The organism is Bacillus cereus group sp. RP43 (assembly GCF_040459645.1).
Classification (GTDB): domain Bacteria; phylum Bacillota; class Bacilli; order Bacillales; family Bacillaceae_G; genus Bacillus_A; species Bacillus_A mycoides_C.
In genome coordinates this window covers 1,574,260-1,600,103 of the sequence record NZ_JARVHQ010000001.1, presented here as the reverse complement: position 1 = coordinate 1,600,103, position 25,844 = coordinate 1,574,260, and the positions used below count along the sequence as shown (strand labels likewise).

Genomic DNA, 25,844 nt, shown 5'->3' with positions numbered 1-25,844 from the left:
TTTCAAAACAACCGGCACATTTACTGCCAAAAAGCGGTCACGAATCTGCCAATTATTTTAATTCGCTAATAACTTTTATTTTCCTACACTACTTCAATCCAACAGCCATAAAGAATCGATTGAAATTTATTTAGGTATTATGCTTGATCGGATTGTAGAACATGTAAAGGAGGCGGAATAATCCAACCTTTTTTCTTATTCAGACGAAGTAATATAGCTCCAGCTTGTGCTTTTTTCATATGAAATTGACCAAACATCATTCCAACATCTTCTCGAAGAGATTGCCCCATAGCTTGACTACATGCTACTAAGCCAGCAGCAAGATCCATAGAAACTTTAGCTGCAATTTCCGCATCATTAATACGAGCACCAGGAGGAATCGTTTCAATAGATGCAACTGGTCTTTCTGGAGGTGCTGGTGGTAATGCAACACCATTCAATTTTAATATATTTTTTAATTCTTCAACTTCTGATTGGATATCATTCTCTACAAGGTTTTCTAAAAATTTCTTTAAATCCTCGTCTCCTGTGTGGTTAATAAGAACTTGATATCCAGCAATTGCGCCTTGTGCCGCTGCAAGATAACTCCAAATCCCAAAGACTTCTCCGTAGTGCATTGGTTCATTTTGTGGATTTCCACTTAAAATACCCATAAAAATATTCCTCCTTAAAGAAATTAGATTTTTAGCAACAATACTTACTATAGAAAAAATTTTCCCAATCATGTTCTTGATTAAAGAAAATAAGTTCTTATAACTCATAAGGAACACCTTACCCAAATATAGTAATTACCTCTCATAGAATGTACCGTTACCAAAAATTTATGCTTATAAAGAATAAATACATTTCAATTAATTTAATCCATTATTATTAAGTACTTTTAATAATAAAAATTAAAGATATTTATCATAATTTAAATTCAAATGGTTTTATATATTTTCAACCGAATATTGCCTAAAGGAACTGGAGACATTACTAAATACGAAAGGAGGGAAAACCATGAAGAAAAAACTTTCATCTATTTTAGGTGCCCTATTACTAACTATTACGGTTTTTGGTACAAGCGTCCATGCTGATTACGATGGATATAATACGAATAGAGTTAACAATAATAATACTACAACTCGAGTTAATGACTATAACATGAATAGAGTTAATAATGATGTGAGAACTCGAAATGTAAATACGACAAATGATTTAAATGATAATCGTGATAAAAATAATAATTGGACTTGGCTTGGTTTATTGGGACTATTAGGATTATTTGGTCTTAGAAAAAAAGACAAAGATCCAGAAACACGTTAATGTAGAACATTGCATTTAATTTTAAAAGATATTTATGTATCATCAAAAGAATGCAAAATGAATAAATTATAAATCGCCTTTAATAAGGCGATTTTTTATTTTTTAAAATCAATAACGCTGTCACTTTACTCATAAGTTGGCCGAAATTTTTAATAAGAAGCGTTATTTTGCCACAATTAAAAAGAACCATAACCTTGCCACAGTGTAGAGTTATAGTTCAAATCATACAAAAGTTGCTTATTGCTATTCTAGTCTACTTTGCCTCGCTTACACGAAAGCTAGTATTATCCGAATAAATAAGTAAAGTTGTATTTTTAAGACGAAGTGCTACCTGAACCGCCAAGTAAACCGCCAAGGGACTTTATCAACTTTTTCAATACTGGTGTAATATCTTCTTCGGAAGTTATTCTAATACACGGTAATTCAACTTGGAGTTTCGTTCCCAAAAGAACAACTGTAATTGGAACTGGAATTGAAACACAAAGGGCTTCTTTTCCATCACATTGGCACTTATATTGTTGCTGCTGTTGCTGTTGCGGTTGTTGCTGCTGTTGCTGTTGTTGTTGCTGTTGCCATTGTTGTGGTTGTTGTGGTTGTTGCCATTGTTGTGGTTGTTGTGGTTGTTGCCATTGTTGTGGCCTTACCCCTCTACTCATATCTATATTTCTGTTGTCCATTACAAAAGGATAAGACTCGTTTGGATAATATTGATGAAAAGAATTTTTGTATTCATAATGACCATTATTCATTTTTTCATCTCCCTCCCGTTACATCGTATTAACCTAGTAGCCAATGGGTTCATTGGATTAACATTATCATTCGCTCATTATTTTATAGTAAAAAGCTTCCATCACTTACCCATATCTTATATTGTGTGTAACTGAGCCATACGCCACGGCTCTTGCTATCATTGACTTAATTAAACTTTCTCTTTTGAGTTACACAGTACGAAAATTATGAGTAACTTTATAGGGATACCACCAGCATTTTGCAAAATAACCTACGCTATGCGGAAAAATAAAATAAGCTGCCCATGTGGACAGCTTATTTACATAATTATCGTTATCGAAAGTTACCGTATTCATGTTTTAAAAGAGAATATACCTTAGAATCGCAATACATACCATTGATCATTACACTTTGTCTCAATGTTCCTTCATATGTCATTTTTAGCTTTTGCATAACTCGTTCAGACGCTGTATTCCTTATGTCGCATCTTCCTTCAATACGATTTAAATCTAATTCTTGAAAGCCAAACTTTATTAGTTCTTCTAAAGCTTCAACGATAACTCCTTTTCCCCAATACAGTGGGTTAATAACGGCTCCTAAAGAAGCGCTACTGTGTGATAATTTCCAGATGCCACAGGTTCCAATAGCTTTCTGATCACCCTTAAAGATAATAGACCATATGAAAGACTTACCTTTCTTAGCTGTGTCCATCGTATTTTCTAAAAAAATACGAGTTTCATCTTTATTTTTGTGTACCTCTCGAGGTACATATGTAGTTGTTTGAGGATCAGAATAGACTTCAAATAAATCATCTAAATCATGAAAATCTAGTTTTTTTAATAAAAGACGCTTTGTTTCTAACTTTGGGATTTTATATGTATCTTCCATACTCTCACCTCAGTTAATCGTTATTTATATATTATATACCTTATTCATGTAAAGTTTACATAACCTATCATTATAAATAGTCAACAATGAATAGAATTTTCGTTATTGGGAGATTTTGATTTTTTAGGTTGATAGCGATGTGGCGATACCCCTAGATTTAAAATGAAAAAAGCAATGATTAGATTTTAAACCTAGTCATTGCTTTATCCATTGCATCTTGGTTTACACCTATATAACGTAACGTGACCTTCTCTGACGAGTGATTGAATATCTCCATGAGTAATGCTATGTTTTTCGTTTGCATGTACATATGATACCCGTACGTCTTTCTTAGCGTATGTGTTCCTATTTCATCTAATCCGAACTCTCCTGCGGCTATACTTAATATCTTATATGCCATACTGCGACCGATAGGACGATTCTTCCCTTGTCTACTTTGCAACAAATACTCATGATCTTCTCTTTCTTCTATAAACCATTTAAGTTCTCTTTTTAATGCTGCAGTAATTTGAATACGTTTTTGTTTTCCTGTTTTCTTTTCCCTCATAGAGATATGACTACCTTTGACATCACCTACTTTTAATTTCAAAATATCGGAGATTCTGAGGCCAGTATTAATGCCCATAATGAAGAGAATGTAATTACGTAAGCTCTTTTCCTTAAAATACTCTTTTAGCTGTTGTATTCGCTCTGGGTCACGTATTGGCTGAACAAAATTCATTATTCATTACCTCCAGATTCTTCAGTCTCATAAACTTCTAATCTAAGAGCAAATGCTAATTTATAAAAAGCATTAGATTTATTTCTTCTATATGTACGTTCACTCATACCAATATCGTTATAAACCATATAATCAAAGACTTCCTCATCTTCCAAATATCGTTTTACAATGATATCTCGTTGATTTTTGCTAAAACGACTTAATGCCTTATCAATTTGAAAAGATAAACGTTGTAATTTCACTTCTCTTTCACTCATAGCAACATTTGCTAAAGCAACATCTTCAGCTGGCTTTCCTATTATGTTTGTTGGACCATGATACCTTACCTCACCAGAGACTGTGACCTTCATCTCGTTTCTAATCATCCCAAATTGTCTGTAAATACGAACGTTTTCTAAAATCTCTTCTAAACGAACCTGTGTTGCTTTTCGGTCAATTTTAGGTAAGAAAGTTAATTGCATCATATATATAAACACCCCTTATCTATTTTGTTAAAAAAACCAAAAAGCGGACACCAAACTATGGAGCAATATCACTAATGCTCTTTATAGTTTGATGTCCGCTGGTTCTTCCAGTAGGACTAAATGTGTAATTGATATTATTATATCATTTTCTCATATTTCAGTAACTTTCTTATTAGAAAAAGATTATTTTGTAAAAAGTTTATAAAATCCATCTTCATTGAGCAATTTATATCTAAAAGGAGTAATTATGAAAATTTTGAAATACATATTACTTAGCATTGGTTGGATTGCATTATTCGCAATGTGGTGGGCTATACTCTTTCATTAAATACATCTATCCCTTGGATAAAACTCAATATTCCGTCAATACTGTAGATAGGCTGTTAGCCAGAACTCATTTAAAGTAGTTTTCTCTGTATCTCCTTGTAGGGAGCAGTTAGCTTTTGCTAGCTGCTCTTTTGATACTTTGTTATATTTAAACCCATACTAAACATTAGTTATGTTTATACATGACCAAAATTTCTAATAACAAATTTACTGTTCAAATGCATCCTTAGGTTATTCTCCTGTTGGATGCACTTGAACTTTACAAAATGAGATTTTTATTAAACTCATTTTCACTTCCACATAATATTTTTAATTCTGCTTATACTATAGCTGTAACTAAAAGTTACATATCATTTACTTGTAGGGCCTAATTTTCTTTTGTACAACAAGTAGTTAGCTAATTGAGCTAGCTACTTTGTCGTGCAATATGAATTGTTTCAATTCACTTTACCCGATGAATAAACTTTTAAGTTTCTAACTATACTACTCATGAGCTATTACAGATATAGCTCAATCTTTCCAAATCACATTTGTTCATTCATTTGGCAGGCAGTTCACTTACCAACTGTCTGCCATCTTATTTTCATTGGTCCTTTATTATAAAATCCAAGAATCAATTCCTATAAATTGTAAATAATGTAGGTAGGCTAACAGCCATAATAGTTTTCCCATGAAATTGTGCCGAATCACATATCCTTTAGAGAAAGTACTAAGAACATTGCAGTTAGTTTAATTAGCTAGCTGCTTTGTTTGTTAACCATTTTTTGCACGAATACAGTTTATATGCATAACTTTTAAATTGAAATCCATACTATATTTAGGTCTTAATATCTAAAACCCTTATTTCAACCTTAGACCTAACAAATCGCTCCTCTCCCTTCCCTGGGGCTAAGCAGTTAGCTTTTGCTAGCTGCTCTTTTTTATTAGTCTGATTATAAAATTATGTTCTTATTTCTTTTTCACACCATATACTTCTTACCTAGACTCAGCTCATAGAGTTACCTCCTATCTTGAAGAGCACTTGTGCATGGTGCTCTTTTTTAGTTTCCTCATTTCTACACAATGCAATTTTTGTGCAAAAGATACACACTCAATTAAAAATAACCTCATATGATATCTTCTATCCTCTCTTTTTAGAATAAATAGCCTTTACAGAGCACTTTCCAAAGTGCTCTAACTTTTACATATCAAATAGTGTTTTTGTTCAAATCCTTCACGCCTCATGAAAAAATCACATATGGTATCACGTACTCTTTTACATTAAGAGTTTTGGTCCGAAGAGCACTTATATATGGTGCTCTTTTTGGTATGGAATGTGAAATAGAGGCTTGCTCTTAAAGCCCTTTATGTAATTTTTATAGGTTTTTTCCTTACACCCGTGTGTCTGTTTACTCATAAGTTGTTAAAGTATAAATATAAATTGGTAGTTAATTTATAAGGGAGGTGTAAAAATGAGTAAATTTAAAAAGAATTGTCACATACCCTTTCCATGTGCCTTTCCTTTGCCTCAAATAGGGCCTACTGGAATAACTGGAGCGACAGGATTTACTGGGCCAACCGGAATAACCGGAGCAACAGGACCTTCAGGTGGACCTCCAGGACCTACTGGGCCAACCGGAATAACTGGAGCAACAGGACCTCCAGGACCTACTGGGCCAACCGGAATAACCGGAGCAACAGGACCTTCAGGTGGACCTCCAGGACCTACTGGGCCTACTGGAATAACTGGAGCAACAGGACCTTCAGGTGGACCTCCAGGACCTCCAGGACCTACTGGGCCAATCGGAATAACCGGAGCAACAGGACCTTCAGGTGGACCTCCAGGACCTACTGGGCCAACCGGAATAACCGGAGCAACAGGACCTTCAGGTGGACCTCCAGGACCTACTGGGCCAACCGGAATAACCGGAGCAACAGGACCTTCAGGTGGACCTCCAGGACCTACTGGGCCAACCGGAATAACCGGAGCAACAGGACCTTCAGGTGGACCTCCAGGACCTACTGGGCCAACCGGAATAACCGGAGCAACAGGACCTTCAGGTGGACCTCCAGGACCTACTGGGCCAACCGGAATAACCGGAGCAACAGGACCTTCAGGTGGACCTCCAGGACCTACTGGGCCAACTGGAATAACTGGAGCAACAGGACCTCTAGGACCTACTGGGCCAACCGGAATAACCGGAGCAACAGGACCTTCAGGTGGACCTCCAGGACCTACTGGGCCAACTGGAATAACCGGAGCAACAGGACCTTCAGGTGGACCTCCAGGACCTACTGGGCCAACTGGAATAACTGGAGCAACAGGACCTTCAGGGCCTGCTGGATCGGCCGGATCTACTGGACCAACCGGGCCTGCTGGACTTACAACATCTGGTTTATCCCAGTATGCTTATGTTTTCAATACAGCAGCTCAAGTTGTTGCATTAGAAGCACCTATTCTGTTTAATTCACACGGTAAAATCACATCCGGCTTTACTCATACTCTTGGAACTTCTCAGATGACAGTTATTAATGCTGGAGATTATAAAATTTCTTTTTCTGTATCAGGAGTTGAGCCTAATCAATTTGCCCTCTTTTTAAATGGGGCTCCCGTTACCAACTCCGTTTATGGATCAGGTGCAGGTACTCAACAAAACAATGGGCAAACAGTTCTCACTTTAGCCGCAGGTGATATTCTTACCCTTAATAATCATACTTCCGCTGCTGCAGTTACTTTGCAGACTTTAGCAGGTGGAACACAAACAAATATAAATGCTTCGATTGTAATTGAAAAGTTAAATTAATTATTTCTTAAAGCTCTGGCATTCAATAATCTAGAGGGGATTCTTTTTTCAACAAGTAGTTAGCATTAGCGATTCATTGTCACATTACGATGAAATGGTCATATATTATTTCGAAGCAAGAAACCCTAATCTACTTTTCAACATTTCACTTTTTCCCTAAATAGCACCGTAAGCAAGTGCTCTTTTTTAGTTTCCCTTATTCTACAAAATGAAGTTTTTCTACGCTTTTACACACATTTAAAAATAAATTCATATGATATTACGTATTCCTCTCTTTTACAAAATGGATCTTGGTCAGAAGAGCACTTTTACGAAGTGCTCTTTTCATTTGCTACTAAATAAGGATTTTGTTTAAAGTCCAAAAATAAAAACATATTTAGTCAAAGCACTCATATACTCTTATAGGTGTTGTTATTAGCGTCATGGAGTGCTCTGGTCGGGCACTCCTATTTTTATGATTACTAAATAACTACTTTGTTAAATTTCTCAATTCGCAAAGTACTAACTTTATAAAATGAATTCATATACATTTATTGAATACATATTAAATTCATATAAAACCAAATAATTTAGGAGCTGATTAGTATGACAAGTAAACCACTAGTAATAACACTTCCTCCTATATCAAAAACCAAAATTACTTTTTATTCTTCTTCTGGTAAAGTAATTAACCACACTTTTTTTACAAACGAAACTCCAGAACCTTTAGCAACGTTTGCATATTGTCCTATAGAATTCGAAAGATTTGAAACTAGAAGAATGCCGGTCCTTATAAAATAATTTTTCATTGATATTTTCCTAAATCCCCTAGATTTTAGGGGATTATTTTATATAAAATAACGCTTTTATATAAAATTCGTACACATTTTTGACACATCGAACACCACAATTACTTGAAAATTCGTGATAATATTAATTCGTCGAATACGCCAAATTTCGACATAGTACGACAATAGCCTCTCCCCTCCGAAATCCTTGCCGCCGCAGGGATTTCTCCTTTTATTCATTAATTGTTCACTGAGTCTTCATCCTGAACAAAATTCAAGGTTTATTATTACCCCAATTTCCAACTTGTTTAAAAAAATAAAAGCTAGGCTAAATCAACTCTGATTCTCGTTTTTCAATACGAATTACTTTTTTATTCTTGTATATCAAGGACTGCTCACCATGACCACTTATCGGCGGCTCTATTTGACGAACTTGTCCATCTTTCACGATATAAACCATATTTTCAGCTAAAGAAATTTCCGCTCTCATTTCTGCAATATCTTCTTTACTAATCGCCACATTCACCACTCCCATGATATAATTACTTTGTCGAAAGTAGTCGGGAGTATTCTCGGCTTTTTTATTTGCTTATAAATACTGCACAACATTCTCCGGAACAAATGATTGTTCCAAGGATAGATGTAGCCGTATTGGAATCGGCTCTTTGCTATCCCTTGCTCGCTTACATATCTCTTCAGCTTCTTCCCAATCAAACTGTTTATCCTCCACTCGCTTATAACGCCAAATCCCAATTGTATAATCCTCAAATAATTCGTAACGATCATCTGGCGCTGTCGTTGGTTTTAATTCTTCAATCGCCTTTGCTTGGCGTGGTATTTGTACAACAACGTCAGCAAAACGTAGTTTAGAATTTAACCGATGAACATGAGCCTTCTTAGGATCAAATGACACAACTGGTTCAGCATCAAAGATTGTTAGCTGCTTTGGCATTGCTTTTCCCCTCCAATACATGCAAACTTGCTATTAAAATTCCTTCAAGCTGCGTTAACGTTAGTTGATCTAATGTTTGACCATGAATTTCTGATAATCCTAATCCTAGTAATTTACGAATGATTGCTAGTTTTCTACGTTCTACTTCCTGACGTAACAACATGATTAAGCCTCCTGTTGGTGATTGAACTTCCGCTCTAAATTTACAAACTTACTAAACTCTTTAACGAATGCTAGTTCAACAACACCAACTGGACCATTTCTCTGTTTCGCTAAAATAATTTCCGTTATGTTTTTATTTTCTGTTTCACGGTCATAATAATCTTCACGATATAAGAATGCGATCAAGTCTGCATCTTGCTCAATTTGACCATTCTCACGTAAGTCTGATAGTAATGGTCTCTTATCTTGCCTACTCTCAACAGCACGGCTTAATTGCGATAATGCGACTACACATACGTTTAGCTCTCTTGCCATCAGTTTTAGCTTACGACTAATCTCACCAATCTCTTGCATGCGATTTCCTTTGTGCTTTGAATCACCTACAATAAGCTGCAAGTAATCAATTGCGACTAGCACCTTTTTGTCTGGGTATTTGCGCTTTAGTTTCCTAGTCTTTGCGTAAATCTCTTGCATCGTTACATTTGCTTTATCGTATATTTCTAGTGGTAAATCATTTATCAAGCCCATAGCCTGACTAATCTTTTCCCAATCCTTTAAATTACATAGCTTTTTAGGGTTCTTTAATTTCGTAGCATCTATATTTCCAGTACTTGAGATCATCCGCTTAAGCAACTGTTCTTCTCCCATCTCTAGCGAAAAGACGCCTGTTGCTGTATGAGCACTCGCTGCATGGAAAGCAATGTTTAATACAAATGCTGTTTTCCCCATCGAAGGACGGGCACCGACAATAATTAAATCGCCTTCTTGTAGTCCTGCTGTCATTCTGTTTAAGTCGTCATAACCAGTTGGTATACCGGTTAAATCTCCTACATCAATTTGCATGTTTTTATACAGATCAACTAGGGTTTCCTTTAGATTAAATTCATCTGAATAACCCGTTTCTTCAATGGTGCTTAACTCGTCAATCGATGTACTAATAGCACTCATATCTCTTTCATGCTGAAGACGATTATATAAATTACCAGCAACCTCTTGAGCATGTCGCATCTTCCAAGCTTCAATCACTAAACCTTCGTGATACGAGAAGTTTTTAGTTGTCGTTACAACTTCTGTCAAGTTTACAAAGAATTCAATTCCGCCAATTTGATTCATAAAGCTTTCATCGAATTTTCCCATGAGAGCGACAAGATCTATTGGAACCTCAGCATCCTCTAACTCTCTCATCGCTTTAAAAATCACTTGATGTGTTGGTAAAGAAAACTGTTTTGCCTTTAGCTGGCAATCTTTAATTAAATCTCCTTCTTGGATAATGCTACCTAAAACACTTTGTTCAGCTTCTGCGTTACGAATCATATCGTTACTCATTGAACCATCCACCCATTCTGTTGATTAAGTGCTGCAAGCTCTTCATCCGTTGGAATGTTTTGTTCCCATGATTGTTGCTTCTGTATTACGTTCTTAGTAGATTCTGATAAGCCTTTTTGTTGATAAGGAGCTTGCGTCGGTTGTTGCGCCTTTGCTAATCGTTGAGTACGAAATGCTTTATCAGCCATCTCCACATCTGCTATCGTTTTAAAACCTTTAAGATGCCAATCTCGTAAAATCGTATTTACGTAAGACATGTTCCTCGTGTTTTTCTCTAAAGCAATCTCCATAGCTTTTACAACTAGCTCTGCATTTAAATCATCTATCCAAGCGTGAATACCATCTGCGATAAAAGGTGTAATGAATCCGAAGTTCTGCTCGTAAAAAGAAATTGGATTAACCTCAACAACTTCTTCCGCGCCTGCGCGTTCTTGTTGTTGTTGTTCTTTTTCTTCTTCTTTTTCTTTTTCTTCTTCCTTGCTAGGGTCTTGGAAGCCCCTTATAAGCCCCTCCAAACGCGCTGATAAATACTCCTTAATTCTTGGAATCTTAAATTCTTGTTGCACTTCTAATTCCAAGCAAGTTTCATAGAAATCAACTAAAAAATCCTGGTCCTTCACAGATTGAATTTCTTTTAAAACGCACTTTTCAATGTTCACATTTTTAATCGGATTGAATTTCAACCAGTTGATTAAGAACAACTCTTTTGTTTTTTGGTTGTAATTAATTTTCCCGTACTCTGCAAAACGTTCTAATAGCTTCATAACAGTTTCGCGGTTGTACCCTGTATCCGTTTCAATGATACGAAGTGGAAGTTCATAGATTCCTGATTGAGACGTTTTACTGTTTGTCATCAAATATAAGTAGAAATACTTTTCCTCCGGTGTAAGATCTAAAACAAATGAATCCTGCCAAAATGAAACATGTACTGGTCTATAAACTGCCATATTATTCATCCTCCCGTTTACATATCGCAAATCCATCCTCTACACGTAATAAGCGATAATTCTCGTATCCTGTTTTGAGATATTGTTTTACTAAGTTATTTAAGTGCTGCTCTGTTACCGCTTGTTGAAATACCTTATGATTCAGCAACACTCTATGTAAGGTTTTGTCTAGAATCATGCAACACGCTCCGTTGTTATACGAATGCTAATTTGATATAATTAATCCTAAGATCTTTTGCAAAACCATTTATCTATCACTCTGCCAAGTGATAGATTTTTTATTTTCTACGTGTTACTAATGAGGCGTTAACTCCTCTTGCTCTTAAATCTTTAATCACTACACGATAACTCATCGATGCCTCATGTTCTTCTTTTGCATCACGAAGCATTTTAAATTCTTTCATACATCGTTCCAGTTCTTCTTCCCAATGATTTGATTCTTCGGCTGATTTTGCATAAAACATGTTATGAATACATGCAACCATACAGTTATGAAGTTTATTCGCAAATGAAAAGTCTCCTGGGAGAACTAGATCATGAAGACGATCGTATTTATGTGTCATGAATTACATCTCCTTTCTATTTGAGTTGATGCTGTACGCATCGTTACAACCAGAAAGGAACATTGTAGAGGTATTGGGAGGAACAATCCCTTTCTGGTCATAACGACAAGCACAACGCTTGTCTAATTACTAAAAATATCTAAAAATCTATTATTTTGGTATAATCTCCCATAGAGGGAGGTGTTACATATGAAAGACATTGTATTTACTTTAGAATTTGATGACGACATAGCTAACTCACGTGCCAATGATTATTTAGAACAAGGTTGGACGCTATTGCATGTTGGTACAAAGCTAATCGACATCTATAACGAGCAAGCATACTACAACACCACTTATGTTGTAGGTGCTAACCAAGAGCAATACGACAAGTACAAAAAAGAGTTAGAAGAAGATAACCTCAGTTTAATTTAATGATTTTTCACAAGAACTATTAATAACTCTTTTATAAAGCTCTTCATCTACCACATGAAGAGCTTTATTTACTTCCACATAACTCAAACTACTATTCAAACATGCCGTCTTAATTATCTCCAATAACTCGACCGCTCCTGATTTGAGATCTTCTCTCCTAACACTTGTTGGTTGTCCGTCTGTTAATTGAATCCTTTTCATCTTCACTTTCCTCCCTCATACAGTTTTGACTGATGCTGTACGCATCGTTACAACCAGAAAGACGTATTGTAAGGGGATGATGGGAGGAACAATCCCTTTCTGGTCATAACGACAAGCACAGTGCTTGTCCAAATGATTTATAAAATGTTATAATTGCTTTACAATATTTTTGTTAGAGCTACTGTTGTCTAGGCGGTAGCTTTTTCTTTTGCCCATTTATGTTTTAAAATGAATGATGCTTCGATAATTTTGATTCGAATCCCCACTAACTTCTTCTCTTGCTTTAACTCAACTGACTTTGAATCCTCACCTAGTATTTTCGCTATTTTTATTTCACCAGTTAGTTTTGCATCATAGCGAATTAGTTCCTTATATTCTCTTAAACTTGGTTTCTTGTAATCTACTGTCATTTACACTTCCTCCTTTACAAAACTTTTGTTAAAGTCATTAAGCTATCCACCGATTGAATAATAACGTTCTCCGCCATAGCCTTTCGCAACCAACTTCCTTGTATTTGTTCCATAATGCCAAAATGAACTTGCTCAAGAGCTTGAACTACACATTGAGTAGCTTGGATTGTATCGAAGATTTCTTTTGCATGAACTGCGTATTCATGTTTCTTTTTTTCATCAAGCTTCCATGACCTTGTTGCAACTTGTAAGTTCATGATTTCCTTCGCTGCTAAAATTCCCTCTTCAGCTTGTTTAATGTAGTTCATCAGTTGTAAGTTCACATCTTGAGTTAAACGTGGATCTGTAGGCGGTAAACCAACACCATAAATATGTTTAATCGCTTGTTGATTCAACTTTGCTCCTGTTGCATGACACCAATCCATCGCAAGCTCAAATTCTGGTTTAGAAAGTCCAGATTCAATACGAGTTAATCTTTCATGTGTAATACCAAGGTACTTAGATAACCCTTTCTTCGTTTTCAGCTGAACATTATCACAACATTCTCTAGCATTCTGTAATAATTCCCCTATTGCTGAATTGCAGTATATGCTTGTTCCCATATCTGTTCGCCTCCATATTTAGTTTTCAAATGGTTACAATGAATTTAGTACATATGTAACTTGTCTATTTTTCATATAAAAAGAGAGGAACTATTCCTCAATGTTTTCTTTCACTTGCATTTCTTTGATGATGGCCCAACCAGCCTTGTAATATGCTTGAAGGAGTTTATCAATATCCTTTTGCGATTTTGGCTCAGGAGCCACAACATGGACTTTCGTTTTTCCAAATTCATAAGTCGCCGCATATTCTTCTTGTTGGCTCATGTTGTCACCTCTTGAAGTGCTTTTTATATGTTTATGCGACGAATCTGTTGGTACTGCCATGTTAGTTGATGGCATTTTTTCACCTCCCTATAGTTCGTTTTTCGAACATTCTATTTAAAAATTTTTTCTATTGTGCTTCCCAATGTTCCTGCAATTTTAAAAGCGACATCTAAAGAAGGAGTGTGTTTTCCGTTCTCTATATTCGATAAATAAGCACGAGTAATTCCAACCTTCAAGGCTAAGTCTTCTTGTGTTATGTCTTGTTCTTTTCTTAACTTTGTAATCACATTCATTTTCTTCACCACCAAATGTGCGTTTTTCGAACATCTAACTTCTATGATACGTGCTTAAAACGAACATGTCAATATAAAACGTGCGAATTACGAACTGTTTTTTTTACGAACATTAGATGGTAAAATATAATTTACAAAGGAGGGGAATTTTGTGCCTTTTTCGTCCAAGCTAAAAGAATTAAGAGAATCTAAAGGGCTTTCTCAAGAAGAACTAGCGGCCAAATTGAATATCCCCCGTTCTTCTATCACTCATTATGAAAATCATAATGATAGACTCCCTAGAAAATCCCGTTTAATAGAAATAGCAGATTTCTTTAATGTATCAATTGATTATTTACTTAGTGATACTAATGTTGAATTACGTCCAAACATTAATGAGAAATCCGATAATGAAAATAACCTAGAAAAAGCATTGAATGATCCTAAACTTGGTCTTTGGTTCAAAGACATTCAAGATGCTTCTCTTGAAAAGCAAGAAGAACTTAAACGATTTTGGGAGTTCATTAAAGAAAAGGAAAAAAACCGCAAATCTGGAGATCTACAAAAATAACAATTATATCCAATAATAAACGCACGCTATATTGCGTGTTTTTATTTACATTGTTGTTGGCTAATTATTCCTGTAATTGATATATCGGGAAAAATCAGAGCTTGGGAATTAAAATAAAATTCCCCTTCTTTTATGCCGTTAACAATATTTATATATACATATAATTTCAGGTGTCAAAATTGAATAAAGGTAAAAGATTATACAAAAAAATTATGGGGGAACTTACATTGACAGATTCTTATTTTAAACAAACTGAAGTATTTATTGAAGGTAATTTAGCATTAAGAACACCACAAAGGCATGCTTACAAAGAATTATATGAATCATTCTCTACAGATCCATCAACGCACAAAATGATAGTACTTCCTACTGGTACTGGTAAAACTGGTTTAATGGGGATTGCCCCTTTTAAATTAAGTAATGGTAAAGTTTTAATTATTACACCTAGTCTAATAATTCGCGAAGGAATTTCAGATGTTTTTGATACTAGAACTGCTTTCAATTTTTGGTCCGATAAAAATGTTATTTTAAATGATGAGCACTTACCAAGAGTCTATCGTTATGCAGGATTTCAAAAACCTGGTGATAAAAAACGAGTACTAAAGTATCTTCAAGAAGCGGATATTATTATTGCAAATATTCACAAAGTATATAACACTAATTCAAGGAAATCCTTGGTCAATTTGTTATCCTCTGATTTCTTTGACATGATTATTATTGATGAGGCTCATCACTCAGCTGCAGATTCTTGGTTACATACATTAGAACATTTTAGTGCTTCAAAAATTATTAAAGTAACTGGTACTCCTTTTAGATCTGATAATCAAGAAGTAGAAGGTCATGTTGTCTATGAATATGAGATGGCAGACGCGATTAAAGATGGTTATATCAAAAACATTGTGTCAGAAGATTATACAACTGAGAAATTAGTTTTTATGGTTGATGATAAAGAAGTTAGTAAAGAAGAAGCTTTAGAACTCATGGACACAAATTGGGTTACACGCAGTGTCGCATACTCTAAACAATGTAGTAAAACAATTGTAGACATGAGTATCCAACGTTTGTTAGAAAAGCGTCAACACGGTAAAGCGCATCATCAAATTATCGCCGTTGCATGTAGTATAAATCACGCTAAACAAATCATGGAATTATATCAAGAGTCTGGATATAGCGCAGATTATGTTACAAGTGATCGTCCTGAAGAATCTGAAAAGGCAATTATTCAATATAAAAAAGGCGAATTAGACGTTCTTGTTAATGTTAATATGTTAGGTGAAGGATTCGATCATCCTAATATAAGCGTTGCCGCGATTTTTCGCCCTTTTAGAACTCTAGGCCCTTATGCCCAATTCATTGGACGTGCGTTAAGAAGAATACCTGGCGATGAAATCATTCCTTCTATTGATAATGTGGCTCATATTGTATATCATAAGGAATTAGGTTTAGAAGAGCTCTGGATGTACTATACTGGTGAAAAAGAGAAGGCTGCCCGTAGGCAACTAATACAACAAGAAATAGAAAGGTCTTTCTATGAACGTGATGATGATGTCGGTGAAGTGAAGTCCGAAGGAAATATTATTACAACAAACAGAGAATTTTTAACTGATGGTATTGGATATAAATATAGAGATACAATACAAAAAGAAATATCTAGAAGACACACGGATTTAGAAAATCAAGCTAATCAGATGCGTGAAGCAGGAATCCCTGAGCCACAAATCGAAGCATTTAAACAGTTCCAATTACGTGAAATGGAAAAATCCGTTACGGCTAAACGTCAAGAATTACGTGCAGAACTCATTCGAGAAGAATTGCATGAAGCTCATACAGAACATATTCTGAATATGACAGAAGAACTTTTCACTTCTACAGGTACTGAACCAAAAGGAACTGAGCTACCGAATAATTCTTCTAATGTAATTTTTAAAAATCTCAAAACAAATGATGCTTACGTAGCAGTTTATATGAATTTTAATCTTAAGCAGAAATTAAAACGTAGTATCGATGAATGGGAAACATATGATTTTGAAGAAGCTAGAAAATTAGTGCCTATTTTAATGGAAAAATTAAGAAAGAAAATTGAAGGGATTGAATAAAATGAAGCAAGTGCTGAAAGAAATTACAGATCTCTTGATGTACAAAGGTCCGAATTTGCAAGAACTACTTACAGATGCACTTAACGAAAAAAAAGAAGTTAGCGTCGAGAAACGACCCGATATGCATATACTTAAAGTACAATATACTATTCCTTACAATATTCCAGTAGAAGAATGTTACTTTTATAACATACAAGATGAATTATTCAAACAGACTATTAATATTAACGGTAAATCAAAAGTTATCTTTGATAAGTATGCTGAAATCAGTGGAAAATTAACAGATCTTGAACTTGCTGCAACATTAGTATCTTAACTTTTTAAAAAGCCCTTAAATGGGCTTTTCTTCTCCTTTAAAAAAGAACATACGTTCCAATAGGATAATGGAGTGAATTTAATTGCATAAAGTAATCACTTATTACACAACACAACTCGAAGACTACATTGAAAAATTATATAATTCTTTATCAATCTCTACTCCGGAACAGCTCGATATGATAATAATTGCTAAAAAACTAAATATTTGGCTACATTTTGCTCCGTTTGGAAGTTGTGCTATTTGTCGAGATAATTTGCCGAGCATTATCATTGATAATCGAATCACATTTTACCAACAATGGGAGGACTTTGGTCATGAACTTTGTCATATTCTATTCCATGTAGGAAATCAATTATATGTACCGAAATTATTTTTAAACTATCAAGAAGCAAAAGCAAAAAATTTCATGTTACATTTTTGTATTCCTACTTTTATGCTAAGAACACTAGATTTCCCTGAAACAAGAAAAGAATCCATATATCTCATCGCAAAAACTTTCAATGTTTCATTTCAAGTCGCAAAACGGCGCTTATTACATTATGAAAATCAGTTATTATCTTCTCATTTACAAACTATTTTTCCGTAAACATGCTTGATTACATAATAAAAGAATATACACATATCATTTGGCTTGTATTTACACCAAACAATTCGCTTTTTACAATTTATTTAAATTAATTTTCACATAATGAATACTAATAAGAGGAGGATTTTCTATGAAAACCGCAATCTATTTACGTAAATCCCGTGCCGATCTCGAAGCCGAAGCACGTGGCGAAGGCGAAACTTTAGCAAAGCACCGCACTACCCTGCTGAAAATTGCCAAGGAAATGAACTTAAATGTTTTAGCTGTCCGTGAAGAAATCGTTTCTGGTGAGAGCTTAGTGAAACGTCCTGAAATGCTAGCTCTGCTTGAAGAAATTGAAGATAACAAATATGATGTTGTTCTTTGTATGGATATGGACCGTTTAGGGCGTGGTGGTATGAAAGAACAAGGAATCATTTTAGAGACGTTTAAACGCTCGAGTACGAAGATTATGACACCTAGGAAGACTTATGACCTTAATGATGAGTGGGACGAAGAATACAGCGAATTTGAAGCGTTTATGGCACGTAAGGAGTTAAAGATTATTACTCGTCGTATGCAACGCGGTCGTATCGCAAGTGTAGAGGCTGGGAATTACCTTGGCACACATGCGCCATTCGGATATGATATCCATCGTTTAAATAAGCGAGAGCGTACGTTAACGATTAATTCAGAAGAAGCTTCTGTTGTTAGAATGATATTTGATTGGTATGCAAATGAGGATATGGGTGCTAACGCAATCAGAAGCAAGTTAAATGATCTTGGCTACAAAAGTAAGTTAGGCAATGAATGGAACCCCTACAGCATCTTGGATATATTAAAAAACAATGTGTACATCGGAAAAGTAACGTGGCAAAAACGAAAAGAAGTAAAACGCCCTGATGCTGTGAAGCGTAGTTGTGCAAGGCAAGATAAATCAGATTGGATTATTGCTGATGGAAAACATGAACCTATCATATCCGAAAGTTTGTTTGAACAAGTGCAAGATAAATTAAATTCAAGGTATCATGTTCCTTACAATACAAACGGAATTAAAAATCCACTGGCTGGTATTATTAAATGCGGTAAATGTGGTTACAGCATGGTCCAACGTTATCCGAAAAATCGAAAAGAAGCTATGGATTGTAAACACCGTGGCTGCGAAAACAAATCAAGCTATACTGAATTAATCGAGAGACGTTTACTCGAGGCTTTAAAAGAATGGTATATCGATTATAAAGCTGATTTTGAAAAACATAAGCAAGATGACAAATTGAAAGAAACGCAAGTTATTCAAATGAATGAAGTTGCATTACGAAAGCTTGAAAAAGAATTAGTGGATGTCCAAAAACAAAAAAATAATCTGCATGATTTATTAGAGCGTGGCGTTTATACTGTCGATATGTTTTTAGAACGTTCGAATGTAGTTTCTAATCGCATTAATGAAATCACCTCAACGATGGAAAACTTAAAGAAAGAAATTAAAACAGAAATAAAAAAGGAAAAAGTGAAGAAAGATACAATTCCTCAAGTAGAACATGTTCTTGATCTGTACTTCAAAACAGATGATCCAAAAAAGAAAAACAGCCTCCTAAAATCAGTTTTAGAAAAGGCTGTTTATAAGAAAGAAAAATGGCAAAGGCTTGATGATTTCGAACTTGTGCTTTACCCTAAGCTCCCTCAAGATGGCGACATATAAGCGTTCGTGCTTTGTTGTCACCTTGTTGGTGTAATTAGATTAACCCCATTAAGCCCTAAAGCATCATTCGTCGAAACAGCTAACACAACAGGCTTTCCATTTCTAAGCGTCGCTTTTGCTGCCATTAGTACCGGAGAGTCTGTCATTGCATTTGCAAATTTACTCATAGAATTTCCTGTTAGTGGTGCAATCACCATACAATCTAGTGGAATTTTAGGTCCTAGTGGTTCTGCGCCAACGATTGAATTAATTGCCTTAAAACCTGTTATTTCTTCAATCTTTTTAATCCACTCTGCCCCTTCTCCAAATCTAGTATTTGTTGATTGAACAGTGTAAGAAACAACGGGACGTACTTCTGCGCCCTCAGCAATTAATTTTTCTAAATGAGGCATCACTTCCTCATACGTACAATGTGAACCTGTAAAACCAAATCCTATTCTTTTCCCTTTTAAATTCATTCCCCATTCTCCTTTCTTGCTATTGCACCTTCTGCTAGTAACTGAGAAAGAACGTTCGCTAAAATTTGTCCGGCTGTTTTCGGAGCAACAATACCCGGCAAACCAGGTGCTAACAATGCCTTGACTCCTCTTTTTTCCGCATATCTAAAGTCAGTACCGCCTGGTTTAGAAGCTAAATCAATTACTAACGTATGAGCTGGCATTTTTGAAATAACATTCGCTGTCACAACGAGATGCGGAATTGTGTTAATCACAATATCGATATTACCTACTTCTTTCTCTATGTCTTGCATATGAAAAGGAGAAAACATCATTTCTGTAATACGAGCAATATGTTCCGATCGTCTCGCTCCTACTTTGACATGTGCTCCTAATGATTGAAAGGCTCTTGCTACACTCATACCAGTTCTACCAAACCCTAAAACCATTACATTCGATCCATGGATTGTATAATCGGTATGTTGAATAACCATCATTAGTGTACCTTCTACAGTCGGAATAGAGTTATAAATTGCAACATCATCACGATCAAATAATTTTACAAGTTTTCGATTCGTAGTAGATACAAGATTCTCCAAATAAGGTGTTCCGATACCTGAATATATAGTAAAGTGTTCTGGTGTCTTTTCAATCTGCTCCTGCGTTATAGAAACTTTTTCATTTGAAAAAATAGTATCTACTTCTCCTTTGGCATTCGTCCCTGCAACTGGCAAAATAATGGCATCTAAAGCAGCGAAATTTAAATCTTGTATACTTTCTTTTGCTGCCCCAGTGAAGCCATGATCTAGCTGTTCAAACCCTATTAATGAAAGTTTCGCATCTAGTTCAACTAACTTGCGAATTACTTCTAGCTGCCGTGCATCTCCTCCTATGACAGCGATATGCATCTCAGTCAACATTCCCTAATTCACCTTCTTTTTCTTTCATTTATAAGAAAAATGCCTACTTTTTCTTTTTCCTCCACATCATATGTAATGTACGAGTTTGAGGTGATTGAAAAACAAAAAGCACACATGTTTTATCTGCTCTATATAAAAATAAGAAAAAAGACAACCAAAACGGTCATCTTTCATTCTGACTTTGTATGATTTGTAAAATCGCAAATTATCATATCATGTCCCACTTTCTTAATTTGGTTCCATTCCACCCTCACTTCTTGCTGTTCTCTTTTAAAGCCTCCCCATTTCCCAAGCGGTATAATAAGAGCTTGTATTCGTCCGTCTCGCTCATTAATTTCTACATCTGCGTGACCTAAAACTCCCATTTTTTCCGCTCTTTCTAAATCCACAATCTCTTTACCACTTAATTCACTTAAGCGCATGAAATCTCCCCCTTATTTTTTTATAAAAGCCTCCTATAATAAGTACCTATTCTGCATATATAAAAAAAATAACCGTACCTCATATAAATGAGATACGATTATTCTCGAAAAGGAATGAATCATAAAACCAACTAAAGTTTCATTCCCTTTGGTAGTTTTCCATCCGGACTAATAAGTGCCGCAGAGAATTCATCTGTAAACATATTGCGAATTAACTCGTCTACATTTTGTTTTGTTACAGTATTTACACTTTCAATTATTTCATCAAGAGAACGATGTTTACGAAGAAGTAATTCGTTTTTACCGTTACGGCTCATACGACTATTCGTACTTTCTAAACTTAACATTAAGTTTCCTTTTAATTGTTCTTTACTATTAACAAGCTCTTTTTCTGTAATACCTGTATTTTTCAACGTATTTAACGTCTCTTGCATTGTTTCATACAGTGTATCTAATTGTTGGCTACCTGTTCCACCGTAAAGCGTTAACATCCCTGTATCTTCATAAGAAGAGTGATAAGAGAATACTGAGTACGCCAATCCACGTTGCTCACGTACTTCTTGGAATAAACGGCTACTCATACTACCGCCTAAAACATTATTTAATACAATTAAGTTATAAATATCTTCATGTCCCATTTGCAAGCCTTTATATCCTAAACATAAATGAGCTTGTTCTGTTTCCTTCTTACGTGCTACTTTATTGAAATGGAAAATTGGGCTATGTACTTGTTCACGATTTGTTGTTCCTTCGTAACTACCGAAATATTGCTCTACAGTTTGTAAAAATGCTTCATCAATATTCCCTGCAATTGATACAACAACATTTTCAGGTGTGTAATGATCTTTCATATATTGACGTAACGTATCACCTGTAAATGTTTCAAGCGTTTCTTCTGTTCCTAAAATAGGATATCCAAGCGGATGCGTTTCATATGTTGCTTTCGTTAACATATCATGCACAATATCATCTGGCGCATCTTCGTACATTTTTATTTCTTCACATACAACATTTTTCTCTTTTTTCAGTTCTTCCTCATCAAATGTTGAATTAAAGAACATATCTGCTAAAACATCTAACGCGTATTTAGCATGCTCATCTAACACTTTCGCATAGTAACATGTATATTCTTTTGAAGTAAAAGCATTTACTTGTCCACCAATGCTATCAAATGATTCTGCAATCTCTCTTGCACTTCGCGTTTCTGTCCCTTTGAAGAACATATGTTCCAAAAAGTGCGAAACTCCATTATTTTTTTCATTTTCATTTCTTGAACCTGCGTGGATCCATATACCAATCGCAACCGAGCGTACAGTTGGTATATTCTCCATAACAATTCTCACACCATTTTTACACGTATATTTTTTAATCAAAAACTTTCCTCCTAATGCCAGTTTCTCTAAATAATTGCTATTATTTAATGATAACAAGTTTAGAGATGAATGTCATGCAAATGTATTTAATCCACACGTTTTTCATCTAATAATTCTGTAATATTCCCCACTTTATATCCTTGTTCCTTTAATTTTTTAATCATAGTATCTAGCGCTTCTGTTGTAGGTGAAGTAGGATGCATTAGCACAATAGCACCTGGATGTATTTTTCGCATTACTCTCTGCAATAGCACACCCGGTTCTGGCCGCTTCCAATCAATTGTATCTACAGTCCACATAATCGTCCCCATTTGGAAATCATCCGCTATTTTTACTACCTCATCCCGAAAGCTTCCGCTTGGCGGAGCAAACCATCTCACTTTCTGATTTGTAGCCGCTTCTATCATTCGATTTGTTTTTTGTAATTGATCTCGTATTTCATCTGTAGACAGCGTTTTCATATTAGGGTGTGTGTAAGAATGATTTCCTACTTCTTGATTTGCATCGACAATCATTTTGGCAAATCGTAAGTTTTCTTTCACCCAGCGTCCTTCTAAAAAGAAAGTCGCCTTCACATCATGTTTTTTCAATATCTCTAATATACGTGGCAAATACTCATTACCCCAGGCCACATTAATTGTTAATCCCACCATTTTTTTATTTGGATGTCCTCGATAAATGGGAGCTGGTGGTAAATCTTCTAAGTGAACACTCGGTGATACTTCCTTAAATTCAAGTTGTTCTTGATCAAACTTCTTGATTTTCTTCATATTATTATAGGACGCTTCTATATCCACTTGTTTTCCATTATACCCAGGCGTCGCCTTCCAAATCTTATCAATCATCGCATTTTGCGGCATAATCTCGTACTGTTTTGCATGCTTTTGAATCTCTTCATGCAAGTTATCCTGCGCAAAAACGGAATAAGAGCCAAAACCCACATATAAAGAAAATATAAATATGTACGCTAATATACGAGCTTTCATATAAACCCTCCCATTAACTATAAAAAAGAAACCATTTTCTTCTTATCTTTGTTAATTTGAGCGTTATGATGAAAACTATACCTATACTCACATAAAAATCTAAATGAATCACATTTTTTACATAACAAAAAAAGCCAGCTAAACTGGCTTTCACTTATTGTTGCTCTTGTGCGTTTTCTTCTTTAACCGCTTCTTCTTTAGCAGCTTCTTTTTCTTGCTCTTCTTTTAGCAATACTTTTCTAGATAAGTTTACACGACCTTGCTTATCGATTTCGATAACTTTAACTGAAATCTCATCACCGATTTTCACAACGTCTTCTACTTTACCTACACGCTCAAGTGCAAGTTCAGAGATGTGAACAAGTCCATCTTTACCGCTAAATAATTCAACGAACGCACCGAATTTTTCAACACGTTTAACTTTGCCTAAGTAGATTTCGCCTACTTGTACTTCGCGAACGATATCTTCGATAATTTTCTTCGCTTTGTCATTCATCTCTTGGTTAATTGATGAAATGAATACTGTACCATCTTGCTCGATATCAATTTTAACGCCAGTTTCTTCAATGATTTTATTAATTTGTTTACCACTTGGTCCAATAACATCACGAATTTTATCTGGGTTAATTGTCATTGTAATAATCTTCGGAGCATACGCAGATAACTCAATGCGAGGTTCAGCGATAACAGATAACATGTGATCTAGAATGTGCATACGACCAACTTTCGCTTGTTGTAATGCTTCTTCTAAAATCTCACGAGATAAACCATCGATTTTAATGTCCATTTGTAGTGCAGTTACACCTTTTGCAGTACCTGCTACTTTAAAGTCCATATCACCTAAATGGTCTTCCATTCCTTGAATATCTGTTAAAATTGTGTAATGCTCACCAGATTTTACTAGACCCATTGCAATACCAGCAACTGGTGCTTTAAGTGGTACACCCGCATCCATCATCGCTAATGTACTACCGCAAATACTCGCTTGTGAAGTAGAACCATTTGATTCTAATACTTCAGATACAAGACGCACTGTATATGGGAAATCCTTTTCAGACGGAATTACAGGTTCAAGAGCACGTTCTCCTAGTGCACCGTGACCAATTTCACGACGACCTGGTCCACGCATTGGTCTTGTTTCACCAACACTAAATGAAGGGAAATTATAATGGTGCATAAAGCGTTTTGACTCTTCTACACCTAGACCATCTAAAATTTGCACATCGCCTAATGCACCTAATGTACAAATACTTAATGCTTGCGTTTGTCCACGTGTGAATAGACCAGAACCATGTGTACGAGATAAAATACCAACCTCTGATGCTAAAGGACGAATTTCGTCACCTTTACGACCATCTGGGCGGATTTTTTCAACTGTAATAAGACGACGTACTTCTTCTTTTACAATTTTATATAAAATTTCGTTTACTTGTCCTAATGTATCAGCATCAGCTTCCGCTGCTTCGTAATGCTCAATTACACGCTTTTTCACTACGCTAATTGCATCTTCACGTGCATGTTTTTCGTGCACTTGGATTGCAGAATGCATATCTGTCTCAGCCATTTCACGTACAGCTTGGTTCAAATCAGCATCCACTTCATAAAGTTTCACTGCTGTTTTCTCTTTACCGACAGCTTGTACAATCTCTTCTTGGAATGCAATTAGACGTTTAATTTCATCGTGTCCAAACATAATTGCTTCTAACATTGTTTCTTCAGGTACTTGATCCGCTCCTGCTTCAACCATGTTAATTGCATCTTTCGTACCAGCTACAACAAGGTGCATATCACTTTGTTCTTGCTGTTCTACTGTTGGATTAATAACGAACTCGCCATTAATACGACCAACTGTCGCACCTGCGATTGGACCTTCAAATGGAATATCTGAAATAGATAATGCTAATGAAGAACCAAACATAGCTGCCATCTCAGAAGAACAGTCTTGATCAACACTCATTACGATGCTGACAACTTGTACTTCATTACGGAAACCATCTGCGAAAAGTGGACGGATTGGACGGTCAATTAAACGACTTGCTAAAATTGCTTTTTCACTTGGACGGCCTTCGCGCTTAATAAAACCACCTGGGATTTTTCCGACTGCATATAAACGCTCTTCATAGTTTACTGTAAGCGGGAAGAAATCTACATTTTTTGGCTCTTTTGATGCAGTTGCTGTAGATAGAACTGCTGTGTCGCCATATCTTACTAATACTGCTCCGTTTGCTTGTTTTGCAAGCTGACTTGTTTCAATTGTTAGCTGACGACCAGCTAAATCTATCGAGAAGACTTGCTTTTCCTGACTCATTTAAGTACCCCTCTCAATTTAAAATATTCAATTCTTCTATGTAAATGGATA

The 25,844-nt window shown here is 35.5% G+C and carries 31 protein-coding genes and 1 pseudogene; 9 read left to right on the top strand and 23 right to left on the bottom strand.

Features of this window, described 5'->3' with window-relative positions:
• Positions 1–137: 137 nt before the first annotated feature.
• Entirely contained in the window at positions 138–653 is a 516-nt protein-coding gene (locus QCI75_RS08485) for a DUF3231 family protein (protein ID WP_000512143.1), read from the bottom strand.
• Positions 654–999: 346 nt separating this feature from the next.
• On the opposite strand from QCI75_RS08485, the gene QCI75_RS08480 reads away from it, so the two are divergent.
• Positions 1,000–1,305, top strand: coding sequence for a WGxxGxxG family protein (locus QCI75_RS08480; protein WP_353760247.1), 306 nt, complete (start codon positions 1,000–1,002; stop codon positions 1,303–1,305).
• Between the two features lie 314 nt (positions 1,306–1,619).
• On the opposite strand, the gene QCI75_RS08475 is transcribed toward QCI75_RS08480, so the two are convergent.
• From QCI75_RS08475 to QCI75_RS08460, 4 genes are all read right to left on the bottom strand, one after another.
• The gene (locus QCI75_RS08475; RefSeq protein ID WP_353760245.1) at positions 1,620–2,054 is read right to left on the bottom strand and encodes a hypothetical protein; all 435 of its coding nucleotides are present in this window, start codon (positions 2,052–2,054) and stop codon (positions 1,620–1,622) included.
• Between the two features lie 313 nt (positions 2,055–2,367).
• Positions 2,368–2,922 (bottom strand): GNAT family N-acetyltransferase, encoded by a 555-nt coding sequence (locus tag QCI75_RS08470; protein WP_063549430.1) that lies wholly within the window; start codon positions 2,920–2,922, stop codon positions 2,368–2,370.
• Positions 2,923–3,100: 178 nt separating this feature from the next.
• Positions 3,101–3,643, bottom strand: coding sequence for a site-specific integrase (locus QCI75_RS08465; protein ID WP_353760243.1), 543 nt, complete (start codon positions 3,641–3,643; stop codon positions 3,101–3,103).
• Positions 3,643–4,107: an ArpU family phage packaging/lysis transcriptional regulator gene (locus QCI75_RS08460; RefSeq protein ID WP_353760241.1), complete on the bottom strand. Its 465-nt coding sequence runs from the start codon at positions 4,105–4,107 to the stop codon at positions 3,643–3,645. The genes QCI75_RS08465 and QCI75_RS08460 overlap by 1 nt, the downstream gene beginning before the upstream one ends.
• A gap of 1,778 nt (positions 4,108–5,885) precedes the next feature.
• On the opposite strand from QCI75_RS08460, the gene QCI75_RS30515 reads away from it, so the two are divergent.
• Entirely contained in the window at positions 5,886–7,217 is a 1,332-nt protein-coding gene (locus QCI75_RS30515; RefSeq protein ID WP_483299460.1) for a BclA C-terminal domain-containing protein, read from the top strand.
• A gap of 585 nt (positions 7,218–7,802) precedes the next feature.
• Positions 7,803–7,997, top strand: coding sequence for a hypothetical protein (locus QCI75_RS08450; protein WP_353760239.1), 195 nt, complete (start codon positions 7,803–7,805; stop codon positions 7,995–7,997).
• Between the two features lie 315 nt (positions 7,998–8,312).
• On the opposite strand, the gene QCI75_RS08445 is transcribed toward QCI75_RS08450, so the two are convergent.
• The 7 genes from QCI75_RS08445 to QCI75_RS08415 all read right to left on the bottom strand — a co-directional run bounded on the left by QCI75_RS08445 (position 8,313) and on the right by QCI75_RS08415 (position 11,934).
• Positions 8,313–8,504 carry a DUF3954 domain-containing protein gene (locus QCI75_RS08445; RefSeq protein WP_353760237.1) on the bottom strand — a complete coding sequence of 64 codons (192 nt, stop codon included), beginning with the start codon at positions 8,502–8,504 and terminating at the stop codon, positions 8,313–8,315.
• Positions 8,505–8,573: 69 nt separating this feature from the next.
• Positions 8,574–8,936 carry a cell division protein SepF gene (locus QCI75_RS08440; protein WP_353760235.1) on the bottom strand — a complete coding sequence of 121 codons (363 nt, stop codon included), beginning with the start codon at positions 8,934–8,936 and terminating at the stop codon, positions 8,574–8,576.
• Positions 8,911–9,099: a hypothetical protein gene (locus QCI75_RS08435; RefSeq protein WP_098402099.1), complete on the bottom strand. Its 189-nt coding sequence runs from the start codon at positions 9,097–9,099 to the stop codon at positions 8,911–8,913. The genes QCI75_RS08440 and QCI75_RS08435 overlap by 26 nt, the downstream gene beginning before the upstream one ends.
• 2 nt (positions 9,100–9,101) lie before the next feature.
• On the bottom strand, positions 9,102–10,424 hold the full coding sequence (gene dnaB / locus QCI75_RS08430) for a replicative DNA helicase (RefSeq protein ID WP_353760233.1): 1,323 nt from the start codon (positions 10,422–10,424) through the stop codon (positions 9,102–9,104).
• Positions 10,421–11,371 (bottom strand): DnaD domain-containing protein, encoded by a 951-nt coding sequence (locus QCI75_RS08425; RefSeq protein WP_353760231.1) that lies wholly within the window; start codon positions 11,369–11,371, stop codon positions 10,421–10,423. Before QCI75_RS08425 ends, dnaB begins: the two co-directional genes overlap by 4 nt.
• Before the next feature lies 1 nt (position 11,372).
• On the bottom strand, positions 11,373–11,549 hold the full coding sequence (locus tag QCI75_RS08420) for a hypothetical protein (protein ID WP_353760229.1): 177 nt from the start codon (positions 11,547–11,549) through the stop codon (positions 11,373–11,375).
• A gap of 100 nt (positions 11,550–11,649) precedes the next feature.
• Positions 11,650–11,934 carry a hypothetical protein gene (locus QCI75_RS08415; RefSeq protein WP_002192657.1) on the bottom strand — a complete coding sequence of 95 codons (285 nt, stop codon included), beginning with the start codon at positions 11,932–11,934 and terminating at the stop codon, positions 11,650–11,652.
• A gap of 189 nt (positions 11,935–12,123) precedes the next feature.
• On the opposite strand from QCI75_RS08415, the gene QCI75_RS08410 reads away from it, so the two are divergent.
• Positions 12,124–12,348, top strand: a complete 225-nt coding sequence (locus QCI75_RS08410) for a hypothetical protein (RefSeq protein WP_000652091.1) — start codon at positions 12,124–12,126, stop codon at positions 12,346–12,348.
• Here QCI75_RS08410 and QCI75_RS08405 read toward each other — a convergent pair.
• The 5 genes from QCI75_RS08405 to QCI75_RS08385 all read right to left on the bottom strand — a co-directional run bounded on the left by QCI75_RS08405 (position 12,340) and on the right by QCI75_RS08385 (position 14,118).
• Positions 12,340–12,549 (bottom strand): hypothetical protein, encoded by a 210-nt coding sequence (locus QCI75_RS08405; RefSeq protein ID WP_071728551.1) that lies wholly within the window; start codon positions 12,547–12,549, stop codon positions 12,340–12,342. The genes QCI75_RS08410 and QCI75_RS08405 overlap by 9 nt on opposite strands.
• A 188-nt stretch (positions 12,550–12,737) precedes the next feature.
• Positions 12,738–12,959 carry a hypothetical protein gene (locus QCI75_RS08400; RefSeq protein WP_002165166.1) on the bottom strand — a complete coding sequence of 74 codons (222 nt, stop codon included), beginning with the start codon at positions 12,957–12,959 and terminating at the stop codon, positions 12,738–12,740.
• Between the two features lie 14 nt (positions 12,960–12,973).
• Complete coding sequence (locus QCI75_RS08395; RefSeq protein WP_353760226.1) at positions 12,974–13,561, bottom strand: sporulation sigma factor-processing peptidase; 588 nt, start codon at positions 13,559–13,561, stop codon at positions 12,974–12,976.
• A gap of 90 nt (positions 13,562–13,651) precedes the next feature.
• The gene (locus QCI75_RS08390; RefSeq protein WP_353760225.1) at positions 13,652–13,900 is read right to left on the bottom strand and encodes a hypothetical protein; all 249 of its coding nucleotides are present in this window, start codon (positions 13,898–13,900) and stop codon (positions 13,652–13,654) included.
• Positions 13,901–13,935: 35 nt separating this feature from the next.
• The gene (locus QCI75_RS08385) at positions 13,936–14,118 is read right to left on the bottom strand and encodes a helix-turn-helix transcriptional regulator (RefSeq protein WP_353760224.1); all 183 of its coding nucleotides are present in this window, start codon (positions 14,116–14,118) and stop codon (positions 13,936–13,938) included.
• Positions 14,119–14,269: 151 nt separating this feature from the next.
• Between QCI75_RS08385 and QCI75_RS08380 the strand changes: the two genes are divergently transcribed.
• The 5 genes from QCI75_RS08380 to QCI75_RS08360 all read left to right on the top strand — a co-directional run bounded on the left by QCI75_RS08380 (position 14,270) and on the right by QCI75_RS08360 (position 19,347).
• Entirely contained in the window at positions 14,270–14,668 is a 399-nt protein-coding gene (locus tag QCI75_RS08380; RefSeq protein WP_353760223.1) for a helix-turn-helix domain-containing protein, read from the top strand.
• A gap of 179 nt (positions 14,669–14,847) precedes the next feature.
• On the top strand, positions 14,848–16,764 hold the full coding sequence (locus QCI75_RS08375) for a DEAD/DEAH box helicase (protein ID WP_353760222.1): 1,917 nt from the start codon (positions 14,848–14,850) through the stop codon (positions 16,762–16,764).
• A gap of 1 nt (position 16,765) precedes the next feature.
• Positions 16,766–17,080 carry a hypothetical protein gene (locus QCI75_RS08370; protein ID WP_353760221.1) on the top strand — a complete coding sequence of 105 codons (315 nt, stop codon included), beginning with the start codon at positions 16,766–16,768 and terminating at the stop codon, positions 17,078–17,080.
• 82 nt (positions 17,081–17,162) lie between these two features.
• Positions 17,163–17,669, top strand: coding sequence for an ImmA/IrrE family metallo-endopeptidase (locus QCI75_RS08365; RefSeq protein ID WP_098720446.1), 507 nt, complete (start codon positions 17,163–17,165; stop codon positions 17,667–17,669).
• A 130-nt stretch (positions 17,670–17,799) separates the two neighbouring features.
• Complete coding sequence (locus QCI75_RS08360; RefSeq protein ID WP_353760219.1) at positions 17,800–19,347, top strand: recombinase family protein; 1,548 nt, start codon at positions 17,800–17,802, stop codon at positions 19,345–19,347.
• Positions 19,348–19,379: 32 nt separating this feature from the next.
• On the opposite strand, the pseudogene dpaB reads toward QCI75_RS08360, so the two are convergent.
• The 6 genes and pseudogenes from dpaB to pnp all read right to left on the bottom strand — a co-directional run.
• A pseudogene (gene dpaB, locus QCI75_RS08355) lies at positions 19,380–19,805 on the bottom strand (dipicolinate synthase subunit B); the annotation flags it as partial.
• Positions 19,802–20,704, bottom strand: coding sequence for a dipicolinic acid synthetase subunit A (gene dpaA, locus QCI75_RS08350; RefSeq protein ID WP_016130177.1), 903 nt, complete (start codon positions 20,702–20,704; stop codon positions 19,802–19,804). The gene dpaA and the pseudogene dpaB, both read right to left, overlap by 4 nt.
• A gap of 170 nt (positions 20,705–20,874) precedes the next feature.
• Positions 20,875–21,126 (bottom strand): YlmC/YmxH family sporulation protein, encoded by a 252-nt coding sequence (locus QCI75_RS08345; RefSeq protein ID WP_071746772.1) that lies wholly within the window; start codon positions 21,124–21,126, stop codon positions 20,875–20,877.
• Positions 21,127–21,257: 131 nt separating this feature from the next.
• Positions 21,258–22,499 (bottom strand): M16 family metallopeptidase, encoded by a 1,242-nt coding sequence (locus tag QCI75_RS08340; protein WP_098777322.1) that lies wholly within the window; start codon positions 22,497–22,499, stop codon positions 21,258–21,260.
• Positions 22,500–22,585: 86 nt separating this feature from the next.
• Entirely contained in the window at positions 22,586–23,485 is a 900-nt protein-coding gene (locus QCI75_RS08335) for a polysaccharide deacetylase family protein (RefSeq protein ID WP_144505433.1), read from the bottom strand.
• Between the two features lie 154 nt (positions 23,486–23,639).
• Positions 23,640–25,793 carry a polyribonucleotide nucleotidyltransferase gene (pnp, locus tag QCI75_RS08330; RefSeq protein ID WP_098777324.1) on the bottom strand — a complete coding sequence of 718 codons (2,154 nt, stop codon included), beginning with the start codon at positions 25,791–25,793 and terminating at the stop codon, positions 23,640–23,642.
• Between the last annotated feature and the right edge of the window lie 51 nt (positions 25,794–25,844).

What these genes read in the sequence shown, in the direction of transcription:
- QCI75_RS08485 (WP_000512143.1), bottom strand. Translation starts at nt 653, where the DNA reads ATGGGTATTTTAAGTGGAAATCCACAAAATGAACCAATGCACTACGGA.
- QCI75_RS08480 (WP_353760247.1), top strand. Translation starts at nt 1,000, where the DNA reads ATGAAGAAAAAACTTTCATCTATTTTAGGTGCCCTATTACTAACTATT.
- QCI75_RS08475 (WP_353760245.1), bottom strand. Translation starts at nt 2,054, where the DNA reads ATGAATAATGGTCATTATGAATACAAAAATTCTTTTCATCAATATTAT.
- QCI75_RS08470 (WP_063549430.1), bottom strand. Translation starts at nt 2,922, where the DNA reads ATGGAAGATACATATAAAATCCCAAAGTTAGAAACAAAGCGTCTTTTA.
- QCI75_RS08465 (WP_353760243.1), bottom strand. Translation starts at nt 3,643, where the DNA reads ATGAATTTTGTTCAGCCAATACGTGACCCAGAGCGAATACAACAGCTA.
- QCI75_RS08460 (WP_353760241.1), bottom strand. Translation starts at nt 4,107, where the DNA reads ATGATGCAATTAACTTTCTTACCTAAAATTGACCGAAAAGCAACACAG.
- QCI75_RS30515 (WP_483299460.1), top strand. Translation starts at nt 5,886, where the DNA reads ATGAGTAAATTTAAAAAGAATTGTCACATACCCTTTCCATGTGCCTTT.
- QCI75_RS08450 (WP_353760239.1), top strand. Translation starts at nt 7,803, where the DNA reads ATGACAAGTAAACCACTAGTAATAACACTTCCTCCTATATCAAAAACC.
- QCI75_RS08440 (WP_353760235.1), bottom strand. Translation starts at nt 8,936, where the DNA reads ATGCCAAAGCAGCTAACAATCTTTGATGCTGAACCAGTTGTGTCATTT.
- QCI75_RS08435 (WP_098402099.1), bottom strand. Translation starts at nt 9,099, where the DNA reads ATGTTGTTACGTCAGGAAGTAGAACGTAGAAAACTAGCAATCATTCGT.
- dnaB (WP_353760233.1), bottom strand. Translation starts at nt 10,424, where the DNA reads ATGAGTAACGATATGATTCGTAACGCAGAAGCTGAACAAAGTGTTTTA.
- QCI75_RS08425 (WP_353760231.1), bottom strand. Translation starts at nt 11,371, where the DNA reads ATGGCAGTTTATAGACCAGTACATGTTTCATTTTGGCAGGATTCATTT.
- QCI75_RS08420 (WP_353760229.1), bottom strand. Translation starts at nt 11,549, where the DNA reads ATGATTCTAGACAAAACCTTACATAGAGTGTTGCTGAATCATAAGGTA.
- QCI75_RS08415 (WP_002192657.1), bottom strand. Translation starts at nt 11,934, where the DNA reads ATGACACATAAATACGATCGTCTTCATGATCTAGTTCTCCCAGGAGAC.
- QCI75_RS08410 (WP_000652091.1), top strand. Translation starts at nt 12,124, where the DNA reads ATGAAAGACATTGTATTTACTTTAGAATTTGATGACGACATAGCTAAC.
- QCI75_RS08405 (WP_071728551.1), bottom strand. Translation starts at nt 12,549, where the DNA reads ATGAAAAGGATTCAATTAACAGACGGACAACCAACAAGTGTTAGGAGA.
- QCI75_RS08400 (WP_002165166.1), bottom strand. Translation starts at nt 12,959, where the DNA reads ATGACAGTAGATTACAAGAAACCAAGTTTAAGAGAATATAAGGAACTA.
- QCI75_RS08395 (WP_353760226.1), bottom strand. Translation starts at nt 13,561, where the DNA reads ATGGGAACAAGCATATACTGCAATTCAGCAATAGGGGAATTATTACAG.
- QCI75_RS08390 (WP_353760225.1), bottom strand. Translation starts at nt 13,900, where the DNA reads ATGCCATCAACTAACATGGCAGTACCAACAGATTCGTCGCATAAACAT.
- QCI75_RS08385 (WP_353760224.1), bottom strand. Translation starts at nt 14,118, where the DNA reads ATGAATGTGATTACAAAGTTAAGAAAAGAACAAGACATAACACAAGAA.
- QCI75_RS08370 (WP_353760221.1), top strand. Translation starts at nt 16,766, where the DNA reads ATGAAGCAAGTGCTGAAAGAAATTACAGATCTCTTGATGTACAAAGGT.
- QCI75_RS08360 (WP_353760219.1), top strand. Translation starts at nt 17,800, where the DNA reads ATGAAAACCGCAATCTATTTACGTAAATCCCGTGCCGATCTCGAAGCC.
- dpaA (WP_016130177.1), bottom strand. Translation starts at nt 20,704, where the DNA reads ATGTTGACTGAGATGCATATCGCTGTCATAGGAGGAGATGCACGGCAG.
- QCI75_RS08345 (WP_071746772.1), bottom strand. Translation starts at nt 21,126, where the DNA reads ATGCGCTTAAGTGAATTAAGTGGTAAAGAGATTGTGGATTTAGAAAGA.
- QCI75_RS08335 (WP_144505433.1), bottom strand. Translation starts at nt 23,485, where the DNA reads ATGAAAGCTCGTATATTAGCGTACATATTTATATTTTCTTTATATGTG.
- pnp (WP_098777324.1), bottom strand. Translation starts at nt 25,793, where the DNA reads ATGAGTCAGGAAAAGCAAGTCTTCTCGATAGATTTAGCTGGTCGTCAG.